Origin of the sequence: Kitasatospora sp. NPDC028055 (genome assembly GCF_040637885.1) — a bacterium.
Lineage (GTDB): Bacteria > Actinomycetota > Actinomycetes > Streptomycetales > Streptomycetaceae > Kitasatospora.
This window is the reverse complement of the sequence record NZ_JBEZXE010000029.1, coordinates 26,534-40,530: the sequence shown is the minus strand read 5'-3', so window position 1 is coordinate 40,530 and position 13,997 is coordinate 26,534. Positions and strand designations below refer to the sequence as shown.

Genomic DNA, 13,997 nt, shown 5'->3' with positions numbered 1-13,997 from the left:
ACGCTACGACCCCAGGGGGTCAATTCTGCGGGACTGGTGGGTGGTCAATTCTGCGAGAGCGTTGACACTGCACGACATGAAGGACGCTCACGAGGAACTCGTGAGCCAGCGGATGTCGGCTGTCCAGCGGTCCCGACGGCAGCGCGAGGAAGGACTCGCGGAGATGGCCGTCCTGTCCCGCGCACGGCTGATCGCCCGATGGGCCGCGGCCGGCCTGAATGACGACCTGAGCAGCGCACTCGCTGACGACCCTTCGGTTGGTCGGGGGCGAGATGCATTCCGGGACCTGCCGCAGCAAGGTGTCGTGGTCCTGGAAGGTGACTACGGATCCGGGAAGTCAGTGACGGTCGAGAGGTTGCATCAGACCGACATCGAGGAGGCGACCGAGGACCGTGACGCTCCACTTCCTCTGTACCTCTCGGCCCGCGAAGTTGCCGGACCGCTGCAGGCTGCGGTTGCGCGAATGGTTGAAGCTCTGGGCGATCCAAGCCGCAACGGTGTCCGGCTCATCCTGGACGGGCTGGATGAGGCCGGAGCGAGCCGCGGGGCAGACCTGCTGACCGAAGCGAGAGTGATCGCGAAATCGTGGCCCCACACCCGGATTCTGGCAACGGCACGTCCTGGCCTGGACCTCCTGGCGGAAGAACGCATCACCCATCCGGTGATGAGTTATGACGAGGCCATGGCACTGGCACGGCGGGTCGGCGGACCCGGTGCCGTTCTCTACTCCGAGTCCGAGGCCGTCAGCCAAGCGCTACTCCTGCCACTCTTCGTGATCATCGCAAGTTTGGACCGCAGAGAGGGCCGGGCGGCCCCGCGATCCCGGGTGGACTTCCTGGACGACCTCGTGGCCCGGGCTTTGCGCCGGCCTGGAGCAGACCATGATCCGGCGCAGTCTGCACTGGAGCGCCTGGCTGTCCTCACCATTGAGGCCGGGGGCCGATCCCGGCTGGCGAGATCGAAAGCGAGTCGGAGGTACGGGTCCTGGTCGCGTCCCGTCTCGTCAGCCGGCGCGGGCGTACCATCGCCTTCAGCCTTCCCGTGCTCGAGCAATACTTCGGCGGGAAGGCAGTGCTGGCCAAGGGCTTTCCAGCCGGGGCACTGGACAGTCCGGCGGCGCTGGACCGCTGGCGCTACCCGCTAGCGCTCGCCGTGGCCGGTGCCGGATGGGAGCGCTCTGCCGCTCTCCTGGAACCGATCGTGGCTCGCCATCCGGGCGTCGTCGCCTGGATCGTCCGGGAAGCGGTGCCGGAGGCAGGCGGTGGGCTTTCCTCCCCTCCTCCCGCTGTCGAATGCGCTCGACGGATTCATCGCGCTCTGACTGCATGGCTCCCCTCACTCACCCCAGCGGCGGGCCTTCTTCGGCTCGGCAGCCCAGGGGGCTCGTCACTCACCGTCGGTGTCCTCGCCAGCGACACGGGACTTCTCACCGTGGCCCGTAGCGCGTCCGAGGCGGGAGCTGAGACGGTGGTTCGGCTGCCAGCAGGCCTCGACTGGGATGACCTGCAGGCATTTCGAGGACCGGAGGGCTCGACCAAGAACGGATGGCCTGCAGCTGACTACCCGGCCTGGCCGTGGCGGTGGACGCTGGACTGGATTGCCTCGCAGTTGGAGCCGCTACTTCGGCGACGGAGGCTCAGTGACGGACTGGCCGGCCCGGCGGCCCTCGAACGTCGGTGGGAACTATGCCGTGCACTTGTCGGCGACCGAGGCCTACTGGTCCCGCCGATCGAGGCCGAGGCAGTCGTCCGGGCCGCGCGTCGACACACCGACGAGCCGAATCTGAGGCGGGTCACCTTCGCTTCCGGACGACCCGTGACGGCCAGCGCGGAGGACCTGCGAAATCTGGTGGATGGCCTCGAGGCCGGCCGTGATGTCGAACCGGATGGCAAGATCCTCTGCCCCTACCCGGGCCCCGATCGTTCGGACGGTGGCCGATGGGTTATGGACCTTTTCAGCGATGACGCTCTGACACAGCTCGTGACGCACGTCCACGCAAATGCCCTGGCCATCTACAGAGAGATGTGCGAGGCATGGTTTCCCCGCCTGATCCCTACGCTGGGGCTGGCGTGCATTCTGCCCGTCCGCATCACGGGCTACGTCACCCGCACCGGTGGCGGCGGCACGACCGGCTTCGCCGAACACGGATACTCGTTCCGCATGGTCCCGCAGCCGGTGGAGGAGAGCGATCAGGTGGAGTTCCGGTACCTGGCACACGGACGGGAGGAGGTCGACGAGGCCGAATATCTCGCCCGTCGCGAAGAGAGACGGCGGGCCATCCGCTTGATTCACCCGGACTCTGAGACCTGGGCCCGCCCGAGAGTCGGCGAGGCCGCTCTATCCGCCCCAGATGAGACACCGGCAACCGACCTTGCGTACTCGTGGCTCTGGGAAGACCTCCGCACATTGGGCCTTGTAGCAGGCTTCCCGCCACGGTCCGGCTGGTGAAACCGCCCCGTCGACGGGTTCTTCGCCTCCCGTCTTCCGGGGCGAGGTCGACGCAGTACGTCCACGACCCGCGACCCGCCTCCTCCAGCAATCGCACGCACCACGGACCCAGCTGCTTGCGGTGCTCGTCCGTACACCCGCACCGCTGGTAGACCCGACCCCGCCCATGAGCTTCCCCTTCTCCCGATCGGGCGATCCTGGGACCAAGAGTCGATGCTCGGTCGGGCGTGGCGGCAGAGTGTGAGGGGCGGTGCGCGAGGCACGTCAGAACCAGACGGCGACGACACGCTCAAGACGACACACCGCCCGGAAGATCACTGCCCGCAACCGATGGGTCAGCGACCATGATCGGCCCGCAGGAGCTGGCCCCGCGGGCCGGCTCACGGCATCGACACAGGGGCAATCGGGCCGGAACGACGCCGCTTGCTGAAGGGCCGACAGGTCTCGATCACGGGCCGTGGCTGTCGCGGGGCGGTCGGCCTGGGGAGCACTTTGGGACCACACCTGATGAGCGCCTATGGACGCCGATGGTCTGAAACGGACACTTCTGTACGAAGTAGACACTGAGCAACTGTCAGCTCTCTGTGCCGCCGCTTCCGCCGAGAGGTCACAACTCACTTGTGTCCCAGGATAGTTGAGAAATAAAACAGCCGAGGCTTTGAGGCCTCGGCTGCCCTGGGGGTCAAGGGCCGCGACCGCGGCACCCGGCAGGGCGCCGGTGATTTTGGTGGCGACGCAGAGGTAGCGGGAGCTCAGGCACTGCCCCACCGGCGGGGCAGGGCGGACGCCGGAGTCGGCCCCGACGGCGCCCACAGCGCCCGTGGCGGACAGCGAGCCGACGAACAGGAGGGCGGCGGTGAGCACCTGGGCCAGCGGCCTGCGCATGGCGGGAAACCTCTCGGGCACGGGCGATGACGACCGATCGCCGGGGCGGCCGGGCACCTGACGGACCGATGACCGCACATCTTCGCCACGCAACTGACGGATCGCCAAGTATCTCTCAGTGTAACCGACTTGATTGATAGGGTGGCGCAGTCCGGGCACTGCTGGCCCGCCGCGTCCCCTTGCTGCTGCGCCCCACTCAGGCCCCTCCGTCGGGATACCGCAGCACGCGTTCGCCCTCCGCGACCTCCTGTGTCACCTTGAGCCGGATCTCCGCGACCGGCTCTACCTCGAAGTGGCGCACCGGGTCCCGCACGATGCGCAGCGTCGGGTCTCCCTTCCCTCGTTCCAGGTGGGAGGCGAGGACCAGGGAGAGGTTGTCCCCCTCGGTCAGCGCCCGGACGAACTCCTGCTTGGTGAGCGAGACTTCGGCCGGCAATGCCCCGCCGTGGGTCTTGATCTCGTAGTAGTGCCCGGTCGAGTCGATGGCGTCTGCGCCGAACCCCTGGACGCCGCGCTGGTCGTCGAGGGTGATCCCGTCCTGGCACAGGGCCTCGCCGAGCAGCTCGATGACGAGCTTCTCCTTGTCCCGGTCGGCGTAGCCGAGCGGTCCGGACCGCTCCTGGGGCGCGCCCGCCCCGGGTCGGGGTTTCGGCAGCGAGGCCGCCCGTCGCCGCTGTGTCGCACCACCGCCGGGCCGGAGGGCGCCCTCCGAGGGTGCAGGCCGGGCCTCCTGCCGGCGGCGGGCCAACTCGGCCGCGGTGTAAAGCTCGCGGGAGCCGGTCGGCGGCGCCGGTGCGGGGACCGGAACCGGGACCGGCACAGGTGCCGGCGGCACAGGGGGCGGCACCGGGGCGGCACCGTTCCTGGGCCTCGGCAGCGCGGGGGCCGGTGCCCGGCGTGCCGTCGCGGGCACCGACGGCGATGCAGGGAGCTGCCGTTCGCGGTGCGCCAGCAGTTCGCGCAGCCGCTGCTCCTGCTCGTGGTCCTGCTGACGCGCGGACACCAGCGGCTCCGCGCCCGGCGGTCGGTCGAGGAGCTCCGCCTCCCAGAAGTCCCGCCAGCGGTGACCGACCCGGGTCCGCTCGCCGTCGAAGAGGCTCGCCACGGCCGTGCCGCCGCCGTGCGTGGTCCGCAGTGCCTCACGGTTCGCCACGAACAGTGCCTTGGCCTCCAGGTCGATCTGCGCCTCGACCGGTACCTCGAAGGCCTCCCCGCCGCCGTCGAGGTCGAGCCGGATGCGGAGCCCCGGCAGGATCCGCACCTCCAGCTCGGGCAGGCAGCCCCAGCCGGTGAAGGCGTCCGCCGCGGCCGGCTCGTCCCGCACCAGGATGTCCTGCAGCCCCGCGACCGCCCGTCGGTATGCGTGGGTGAGCTCCGGATCGGGCACCGCGCCGTCCGGGTCGAGGACCTGCGCCCCGGCCGCTTCCAGCCGGGTGACCTTGAGCAGGCCCAGCAGGGCGGTGAACTGGCTTACCTGACCGCCTGGTTGCCAAATTGGGACCCGGTCGGCGAGGGCGCGCGCGATGCCCGGGTGGTCCACCGCGTGGACCGGGCGCTTCCTCGTCCACCCGGCGCCGGTCCACAGCGGCAGCGCCCGCAGCCTGTTGCGCAGCGCGATCGGCACCGTCGAGCCGGTGCCGCCGACCAGGCCAGACAGGGAGCGCAGCGCCTCCAGCATCACCTGCTGCCGTGCCCCGGTGGGCCGGGCGTCGTCCTCGGCGATCTCCCGGAGCACGTCCACCAGGTCATCGGCACCCGGCTCCCGGATGCCGAGTGCGGTCCACAGCGGGGTGAGCTCGGGCCCGGCGAGGACGTAGGGCCGGAATCCCCGGAGCACCGACCTTCCCCGCAGACAGGCAGCCGGCCGCTGCCAGCCCCGGTCGGTCAGCACCAGGTCCACCCGGTCGAGGAACGCGGTCCTGATCTCCTTCTCTGCTGCCGTCCGGGCCGGATCGGCCGGCCCGTCCGCCAACCGCCCGGCCAACGCCCGGTAGACGAGCAGGACTTCGGCCTCCAGGGCCTCTCCCTCAGGCCCGTTCGCCGGCCGGCGCCGCAGCTCTCGCAGTCGCGCGATCAGCTCGGGCACGTCGGGGTCGGCGGCCACGCCGAGCGCAGCCAGCACCTCCCTCCAGGAGGTCGTCAGACGCTGGATCTCGGGGTGCAGGTAGTCAGGGTCGTCGTGGCCGTAGAGAGCCTCCGAGTCCCTTGTCCGCAACCGCAGTTCGGCAGGGGTGCGCAGGCGCCCCCGCGCGTCCTCCAGCCAGGCCGTCTTCCGCAGCTGCCAGACCCAGAGCGCCGGTGTGCTGCCCCGCACCTCCCACTTGTGGTAAGCCCACGCCGCCTTGACCCGGGCGTGGTCGGGCGAGGTGAGCATGCCGGGTTTGCCCAGGGTCGCCAGCAGAGCAGCAGTACGGCGCAGGCGCTCGTGCGGGTCCGGCTCGGCGACGATGTGCTGGACAACGAGCCGGAGGACGGGGCTGACCTGGTCGTCCAGGGTGTGGGTGGCTGCCAGCTTCCGCAGGTCCGTCTGGCGGCCCTCCAGCGAGGAGGCGAACTCACGGGCGAGGCCCACCCGTTGGTCCCCCCAGTACTCCTTGGTGTGGCGCCCGGGCCGGGACAGCACCTCGACCACCGGTACCAAACGCGGCACGTCGGCCACCCCCAGCAGGCGCAGGAAGCCTCCTGGGCCGAGTCCGTTGTTCCGGGTGGACGGCACCAGTGAGCGCGCGTAGGAGCGGTCCGCCCAGCAGAGACCCGGCGTCTTCCCGGCGGCGACGGCGAACCGGTCTCCCTCCGTGGTCTCCAGGGGCTTGGAGAGGTACACCTCACCGGGGGGCTTCTGGCTGTGCTTCTCCTTCCCGTCCGGACCGTAGCCGAAGCAGTTCAGCACCACCGCCCGCCCGATCCGTCGACCGAACGCCTCCTGGTCCTTCTTCGAAACCTCCCCCAACGCCTTCTGCAGCGCGACCAGTTGCTCGAACATCCGGTCGTCATCGCCCTGCAGCCGGGCCCCGGCGTCGCCCAGCTCGGCGACCCGGCGCAGTACCGCCCGGGTGTCGTCCCGCCGCAGCAGAGCGCCACACTGCCTGAGCCAGCCGACCACTGACCGGGCCCACCGGTCCTCCGCCCAGTACGCCGGGTGGAGGTCTGCCACGATGCCCAGCACGTCCAGCGGACCGCTGCCCTCGGACGCCGCGAACGCGTGCGCGTGGCTCTGCGGCGCCAGGCGGCGGCCGTCGGCGGTGACGATGCACGGCTCGCTGGCGATCAGCCGGCCCAAGCCGGCGTCGATCGCCACCGCCGACAGTCGGATGGTGCGCCCCACCTCGTACTCCGGCCGGCTCAGCAGGCCGACCGCCTGGGCGATGTCCACCTCCTCACCCAGGGTGGCCCCGCCGTGGGACCGCCAGTCGGCGAGTACCCGCCGCCAACGTCCTTCTCCGTCACGGGCGGTGGCCGGGTACGGGTGCGGCAGCCCGCCGAGTCTGGCGACGTCCGCCGAGTCGAGCACCCCCGACAGGACGGCGGCCTCCACTGCCAGGTCGGTAAGCGGCACGGACTCCCCGGTCTCGAGCGGCAGGACGAGTGCCCCGGCCACGGTACCGCGAGCGCGATCCAGCAGTTCGGCCCGCAGGGTGTGCGGGAGTCCCGCCGGTGCGAGGTCCCCGGGCTGCGGGGGCAGCGGGATCAGGTGCCAGGCCGAGGGTGCCGCCTCGCCGAGGACGTCGAGCACCGCCGCCTCCCAGAGGTCGGCGACCAGCGGGACCAGGGCGTCGTTCAGCCGGCTGGCGGCGAATCCCTCCCGGTTGGCGACGGGGTCGAACTGGGCGTGCACCCGCGCCGCGACGTCCAGCGACGCGACCGGCAGGCCCGCGTGCACGCTGCCCTCCGTCCCAGGGCGGAGCGGGAGTGCCACGGCGAGCGGCATGGTCTCTCCAGAGGCCTTGTTCCGGCGAGCTGCCCCGGCGGGCGAGTCGACCCGGGTGTCGTAGACCCGCCACACCGAACCGTCGGTCGTCACGGCCTCCCGGACGCCGACCTCCGCTCCGGCGCCGCCGACCACGAGCCGCTTGCGCCCGATCTCGCGCCAGGACAGGCGGAGCACCGTGCCCGACTGTCCGCCGTCGGCCTCGGCACCGTCCGCCGCTACGGTGATCCGCTCCAGGTGACGGAGGAAGAGCAGTGAACCGTCGCTCCAGCCCTCGAACCACCGGACTAGTCCGGCCGCCGGGAGGACGTCGTCCACCAGGGGAATCCTGAACACCGTCCACCGCTCGTCGGCGATCTCGGCCGGCAGCTCGAGCGGCTCCGCCACTGCGAGTTCGAGGTCGGTGAAGCGGACGTGGAACGGGTGGCAGTGCACCTCCCAGGACCTGGACAACGCGCGCAGCGTCGCCAGCCCGATGCCGAAGCGTCCGGTCGCCTCGGCATCGCGGGTCTTGCCGCTCAGCCAGGGCATCCCCAGGAGCAAGAGGTCCGCCAGCCGCACACCGTGGCCGTCGTGTGCGATCAGCAGTTCGGACGGCCGCCAGACGAAGCGGATCTCCCGCGCTCCGGTGTCGTCGGCGTTCTGCACCATCTCGGACAGGATCTGCAGGCCGTCCGAGGAGAGCGTCTCGGCCCCCTGCTGCCCGCCCTCGGCCATCAACCGGAACACCCCGAGCCCGTTGCGCAGCCCCTCGTCGAGCAGGGCCACCGCCCTGGCCGCCTGTTCGGCGTCCCGGACCTCGAACCCTGGATCCCGCCTCGGATCGGTGAGGAGTACCCCCACCGCCGTCGCGAGTGCATCGTTGGCGTCCACACGCCTCCCCTTCCCTATGCCCCTACCGGTACAGATCCTGGCCCCCCGGTGGAGACCAGACGACCACGACCGGCGGAATCCCGTCGAATCCGGGAGGACGGCCGTTCCCTCGTAGACGGCCTGACCAACCGTCACCCCGCAGTCGCCCCCCACCCGACCCCGTCGGGAAGCGGGCGGGGAGACGGGCCGGAAGGACACCCCGGCAGGTCGCAGCTGTCAGTGCCGGCTGCTACGGCGCGTGTCGGGTCGTGACGCAGCTGCCCCAGCGGGTCAAGCATCCGGGGTCGGGAGGCACCCAACGCGCCACTGCCCTCTCCGCTACACAACTTGTTCGGCGGCTTCATCGGCCACCTCTGGGTAGCCCTTGGCAGGCCCCGGATCGAGCAGGTCTTCGTGGAGGAACTCGCCAGCCGGGTACCGCTGCCATTCGGGCACGAGATCGCCGTCGCCGCCCGGGGCCTCCAAACCGCCGGTATCTTCATCTGCTGCACCGACGGAAGCACCACGCGAGATAGCGCGTGCCTACGGGATCTCCTCGTGAACGAAGGCAAATCCCAGCTCGACAACCTGCTCCAAGGCACCCTGCAGAACTGGAACGAGCTTCCCATCCGCATGCACGACGGAAGCGGAACCGCAGCACCCGGACTGCGCTGACCCGATGCCGTGACTGCCGCAGCCTGCTGGCGCCCCTCGCTCCCAGAACCCGGCGGCCCCCTGCTGCCTGAGCATGCAAGAGGCCCGTCAATCGTCAGCCCTGCTGGGGCCGGAGACGCTCTCCCGCCCCATCAACCCGCTACGCCGCGAGGGGCATCCCGTCATCGCCGCCGGGGCGGACGCGGGGGCGTTCCGGCTGGGCGCGGTCGAGTGCTCGGGCGAGGGCCCTGACGGCTTGGTCGGCGGAGTCTTTGAAGAGGTGGCCGTAGAGGTTGATGGTGGTGGCGAGGGTGGCGTGGCGCAGGATTTTGGAGACGATGGCGAGCGGGATGCCTTCGGCGATCATGATGCTGGCGGCGGTGTGGCGCAGGTCGTGCAGCCCGATCTTGGGCAGGTCGAGTTCGGCGGTGCGCTTGCGGAGCTGGTCGAGGACCCACTGCGGTCGAAGCGGTGCACCGCTGGGGCGGGAGAAGACGAGGCCTTCGAGAAGGCCGTCCGGGTGGGCGGCCATCTGGATCGCGGCCTGGCGGTGGAGGGCTGTCATGACTCTGGGGGAGAGGCTGATCCAGGCTCGGCTGGCTTCGGTCTTGGGCCGGCCGAAAGCGAGGCCGTTGTTGTTGACGGCGGCGAGCGTCCAGCGGACGAAGAGCTGGCGGTCCATGAGGTGGACGTCCTCCCAGTGCAGGGCAAGGACTTCGCCGCGGCGCATACCGGTGCCCAGGATGACCTCGAACAGGTCGGTGAGCTGGTCGGCGTACTGCTCGGCGTTGCGGTGCAGGAACATGGCGGCCTGCTCGTGGCTCCAGCAGGTGCGCTCCTCCGCTCGGGGCTTGGGCGGGACGGAGTGTTTGGCCGGGTTGTAGCGCAGCCGCCACGAGCGGACAGCGGCGTTCAGGGCGTTGCGCAGGGTGGACGCGGCCTTGTAGGCGGTGACGCGGCCGAGCCCGGCCTCCAGCTGGGCGGCGATCCACTCGTCGACGTGATGGGGGCGAAGGTCGAGCAGGCGGAGGTGGCCGAATGCCGGGATCAGGTCGCGCTCGACACACGCTACGTAGCCGGCGTAGGTGTTCGGCGACAGATGCGTCTTCCTCGTGACCAGCCAATCGCGCAGGTAGCTCGCCACCGTGGTCCGCCGGCTCTCGTACACGCCGCGCAGCTCACCGTCCAACACCGCCCACATCTCCCGCAACGCCTCCGCCTGGCTCGCGAACCCACCCCGCCGTCGTACGCGCCGCCGACCCTCGTCCTTCGCGAGGTCCACCGCGTACGTCCACGTCCCATGCCTGGGATCCCCGGCCAGCCGCGGACACCACGGACCCAGCTGCTTGCGGTTCCCGTCCGAACAACCACACCGCCGGTACACCCGGCCACGCTGCGCGCGCTGTCCCATGGCTTCTCCTCTTGAACTCGGTGAGCTTGAGTCCAAGGTCGCTGCCCGACCCGGTGTCGGCAGAGCGCGCGGGACAGTGCGCGAGGCACGTCAGAACCAGTCGGGGAGGACACGCTCAAGGCGACACACCGCCCGGAAGGTCACGATGCGTAGCCGGTGGGTAGTCGACCTTGATCCGCCCGAGGAACCGGGGCCGCCAAGCGGCGCCACGCACTGGGATAACGCGCCCAAACGACGGCCGTCTCTGAGGGACCGCCAGATTGCCGTTACTCGCGGTGACAGGAGACGGCTCGGAACCTGGGGACCATTTTGGGACCACGCCCCCTGAGCGCCAGTGAGCGCCGGTAGGCACATATGGACATTCCTGCACATTGTAACGGCTGAGCAACTGTCAGGTAGACGGCTCGCCATCAATGTTCTTTTCCATCAACTTCCCATGCGAGCAGGGCAGTTGGACAACAAAAAAGCCGAGGCCTCAAGGCCTCGGCTGTCGACAATAGTTGAACCCCTTGCTGGGGGTCAAGGGGTCGCAGGTTCAAATCCTGTCGTCCCGACTTGCATAATTGCAGGTCGTAGGCCGTTTCCGCTTCTGGCGGGAGCGGCCTTTTTGATGTCCCGTCGACTGGTGGTCGCAGTGTGGTCGCCGGGCCACATCGGCCAGACGGTGGTCGCTTCGATCTCCTGTGGCGTCTGACGGGCAGCCAGGCGGTGGTGCGGGCGCGGATTCTGGTGCCATGGGCGTCGGGCGCGGCAGGAGGGCTCGCCGAGAACCGCGCGGTCGGCGGTGCTGAGGGTCCAGGAGATGGCGTCGACGGCTGCACGGGCGGCGAGGCGGGTGAGTTCGGCGTAGATGTTCGCGGTGGTCGACAGGGTGCGGTGGCGTAGCGTCTTGGAGACGACCGGGAGGGCGACGCCTGCGGCCATGGCGAAGCTGGCGGCGAGGTGGCGCAGGTCGTGGAGGGCGATGCGGGGGACGCCGGACTTGTCGCAGAGCAGGTGGAAGCGGTCGAGGGCCGTTTTGGGGTGGAGCGGGCGGCCGTGGCGGTGGAAGACGTAGCCGCCGGCGGGGGTGATCTGGCCGAAGGCGTGTGAGCCGGCGCGGTCTTCGAGGGCGTTGGTGACGCGGTCGGACAGGGCGACCCAGGCTCGGCTGCCCTTGGTCTTGGGGGAGGTGAGCAGGAGCTGGTTGTTGTCGATCGCGGAGAGGGTGGCGCGGACGAAGAGGGTCCGCTCGGCCAGGTGGACGTCGTTCCAGCGCAGGGCGAGGGCTTCGCCTTTGCGCATGCCGGTGCCGATCATGAGCTCTGCGAGGTCGGCGAACATCGGGTCGGTGACGTGGGTGAAGCGCAGGAAGCGGGCCGCCTGCTCTTCGGTCCACAGGTGTCGTTCGGCTGCGGCGGGCCTGGAGATCAGCGGGGGCTTGGCGGGGTTGCGGGCGAGGCGTTCGCCGGTGACGGCTTCGCTGAGGGCGCTGGAGAGGGTGGCCATGATCCGGTGGACGGTGGCTCTGCCGCGGCCGTGCTGGAGCTGGGCGGTGACGAAGGCGCTGAGGTGGCGGCGGGTGAGGTCGTCGAGGGAGATGGCGCCGAGGGCCGGGATCAGGTCTTGGTGGATGTAGTCGCGGTAGCGGGCGATGGTGGTGGGCTTGAGGTGGAGAGCCTTCTCGGCGAGCCAGGCGGTGAGGTAGTCGGCGAGGGTCTGGCGCGGGTCGGTGATCACGCCGACTGGTAGGGACTCGTTGAGGCGCCGCAGGGCGATGCGGGCCTCGAGTTCGTCGGGGAAGCCGGCGCGGCGGATGGTGCGGCGTTGACCGTCGCCGGAGGGGGCGTCGACGGCGAAGGCCCAGGCGCCGTGGTGGGGGTCGGTGGCGAGGTGTGGGCAGCGGGTGCCGAGCTGGCGGTGGTGGTCGTCGCGGCAGCCGCAGCGCCGGTAGACACGTCCTCGGTCTCGGTCGGGGTTCGGTGAGCAGCGCATGGTGATCGCCTCGGGAGGGTCGAGCGCGCGGGATCTCTGTTCCAGTCTGCGCTCGCGGGGCGATCACCGTGCGACCACGTGCTCAAAAAACGCCTGCTGACCTGCTGGTCTCCCTTGACCAGTGGCAAGGGAGACCAGCGCAGGTCGTGGGGCGAGTCAGATGAGCCGGTCGCGGTGGGCGGCTGCTGCTTCGCGGACGAGCCGGGCGAAGCGCTCGCGGCTTCGCCGCTGGTGCTGTTCGGCCTGCTCGTCGGTCCAGTCCTCGGCGTTGGTGTCGTCCTCGTGGTCGAGGTCGTCGTACTCGCTGTGGAGGAGCCGGCAGCCGTGGATGCCGGTGAGGAGGTCCTCGAGGAGGTCGCGGGCGGGGCGCTTGGGGTCGAGCGGGGTCAGGCGCAGGGTGATGTTGTCGAGATCGGCTTCGTCGTCGCTGTACTCGGCGAGGGTCTCCTCCAGGTCGTCGAGCTGCTCGCGCAGGGCATCGGGGTCGGGCAGGAGGCCATCGGTAATGTGCAGGGCGTGGCGCACCAGGCCGGTGACGGCTTCGTACGGGGTGGCGCCGTCCTCGATGAGGCCGAGGACGAGGGTGGGGGTCTCGTGGGGGAGGGCTTCGATGTTGTCGGCCTCCCGGACGATGTGGACGGGGGCGTGTCCGGAGGCGTCGGCGGTGACGTCGGCCGCAGCGGCGAGCCAGTGGGCGGCGGCGGCGACGGCGGCGGCGGTTGGGTCGAGGTCGGAGCAGAGTGCGGCCGGGCCGAAGGGGTCCTGTTTGAGGAGGCGGTCGGCGGCGGCGACCTGGACAGGGGAGGCGTCCTCGCGGCTGAGCAGGACGGCCTGCTTCGTGCGGCCGGTGAGGTCGCCGAGTTCGGCGTTCTCGACGGCGGTGAGCTCGGTGGCGGTCTCGGCGAGCACGGCCTCGGTGAGTGCGGAGTCGTCGAGTTCGTGGAGGGCGCGGCCGATACGGTTCGCGGATTCGATCAGGGGGCTGTAGGAGACGACCATCGAGCCGCCGCTGGGAAGGTTCGGTTTGGCGATGGCGTCCGCGACCTCGGCGAAGTGCTTGCGTTCCTCCTCGCGGCGCCAGCCCTCGGAGTTGGGCTCCATGGAGGCGGCGGCGCTGGCGGGGTGGGTGTAGGTGAGCCAGGCGGCTTCCGACAGCTGGGCCAGGGCGCGGGCCAGGTCCAGGAGCACGGCGATGCCCGGTCCGGTGGGGAGCGGGGCGACGCGGGTGGCGAGGTCGCCCGCACCGGTTCCCCACGTGGCGATGAGTTCGCGCCTGTCAGGGTCGATGCTGTAGCGGGTCATGAAGCACTGCCTCCGATTCTGCCGGCACATCGCCCGGCCGCGGGGACATTCTGACGTACCGGCAGATGCGGTGTGAGGCCGTCCGCCGCCACGCTGGTGTCCCCAGGGGGCGCAGGGGTCACTGGTCCAGCCGGTAGAGGCCGACGTAGTCCGCCACCTGCGACTCGGGTAGGCCGCGTGCTGCCATGGAGTGGTTGCATGGGTGCGAATGGTGATGGCATGGACGAGTTGATCGATGCCTGGGTGGAGGAGCAGCTCGCCTCGTCGCCACCGTTGTCGGCGGAGCAGTGGGAGAGGATCTCGCTCATCCTGGGGATCGGGGAGGCGGGCCAGGGCTCGGTGGCGCATCCTCCATCTCCCGCAGCATGTTGAGAGCCCAGTCGATCGGTTACTTCGCGGCCCCAGGTGGCCCTGGGGGCTGATCGGCGGAGATTGGCTCGGTGGCTATCGGCTACGTGGCGTGCCACTGAGGCCAGCAGCTGACTGTCCGTCAGGTTGTCGCCAAGGGGGCCGCGGGTGCTTGGGCGGCGCGGAGCTCGTCCG

At 70.3% G+C, this 13,997-nt stretch carries 8 protein-coding genes; 4 read left to right on the top strand and 4 right to left on the bottom strand.

All coding sequences use genetic code 11. From position 1 onward, the window contains the following. Positions 1-76 precede the first annotated feature (76 nt). Together AB0F71_RS25440 and AB0F71_RS25435 are read left to right on the top strand one after the other, a co-directional pair. On the top strand, positions 77-1,144 hold the full coding sequence (locus tag AB0F71_RS25440; protein ID WP_360238389.1) for a hypothetical protein: 1,068 nt from the start codon (positions 77-79) through the stop codon (positions 1,142-1,144). Between the two features lie 671 nt (positions 1,145-1,815). After that, the gene (locus AB0F71_RS25435) at positions 1,816-2,448 is read left to right on the top strand and encodes a hypothetical protein (protein WP_360238387.1); all 633 of its coding nucleotides are present in this window, start codon (positions 1,816-1,818) and stop codon (positions 2,446-2,448) included. A 1,081-nt stretch (positions 2,449-3,529) separates the two neighbouring features. Here the strand turns inward: AB0F71_RS25435 and AB0F71_RS25430 are convergent. After that, on the bottom strand, positions 3,530-8,134 hold the full coding sequence (locus AB0F71_RS25430) for an ATP-binding protein (protein WP_360238385.1): 4,605 nt from the start codon (positions 8,132-8,134) through the stop codon (positions 3,530-3,532). 327 nt (positions 8,135-8,461) lie between these two features. Here AB0F71_RS25430 and AB0F71_RS25425 point away from each other — a divergent pair, with 327 nt between their 5' ends. Then, positions 8,462-8,788: a hypothetical protein gene (locus AB0F71_RS25425; RefSeq protein WP_360238383.1), complete on the top strand. Its 327-nt coding sequence runs from the start codon at positions 8,462-8,464 to the stop codon at positions 8,786-8,788. Between the two features lie 139 nt (positions 8,789-8,927). Here the strand turns inward: AB0F71_RS25425 and AB0F71_RS25420 are convergent, their stop codons facing one another. From AB0F71_RS25420 to AB0F71_RS25410, 3 genes are all read right to left on the bottom strand, one after another. Beyond that, entirely contained in the window at positions 8,928-10,049 is a 1,122-nt protein-coding gene (locus AB0F71_RS25420; RefSeq protein WP_360238381.1) for a tyrosine-type recombinase/integrase, read from the bottom strand. A gap of 648 nt (positions 10,050-10,697) precedes the next feature. Then, positions 10,698-12,152 (bottom strand): site-specific integrase, encoded by a 1,455-nt coding sequence (locus tag AB0F71_RS25415; protein WP_360238379.1) that lies wholly within the window; start codon positions 12,150-12,152, stop codon positions 10,698-10,700. A 156-nt stretch (positions 12,153-12,308) separates the two neighbouring features. After that, positions 12,309-13,454, bottom strand: a complete 1,146-nt coding sequence (locus AB0F71_RS25410) for a hypothetical protein (RefSeq protein ID WP_360238377.1) — start codon at positions 13,452-13,454, stop codon at positions 12,309-12,311. A gap of 219 nt (positions 13,455-13,673) precedes the next feature. Here AB0F71_RS25410 and AB0F71_RS25405 point away from each other — a divergent pair, with 219 nt between their 5' ends. Next, positions 13,674-13,826 carry a hypothetical protein gene (locus AB0F71_RS25405; protein WP_360238375.1) on the top strand — a complete coding sequence of 51 codons (153 nt, stop codon included), beginning with the start codon at positions 13,674-13,676 and terminating at the stop codon, positions 13,824-13,826. Positions 13,827-13,997 lie beyond the last annotated feature (171 nt).

What these genes read in the sequence shown, in the direction of transcription:
- AB0F71_RS25405 (WP_360238375.1), top strand. Translation starts at nt 13,674, where the DNA reads ATGGACGAGTTGATCGATGCCTGGGTGGAGGAGCAGCTCGCCTCGTCG.
- AB0F71_RS25410 (WP_360238377.1), bottom strand. Translation starts at nt 13,454, where the DNA reads ATGACCCGCTACAGCATCGACCCTGACAGGCGCGAACTCATCGCCACG.
- AB0F71_RS25440 (WP_360238389.1), top strand. Translation starts at nt 77, where the DNA reads ATGAAGGACGCTCACGAGGAACTCGTGAGCCAGCGGATGTCGGCTGTC.
- AB0F71_RS25415 (WP_360238379.1), bottom strand. Translation starts at nt 12,152, where the DNA reads ATGCGCTGCTCACCGAACCCCGACCGAGACCGAGGACGTGTCTACCGG.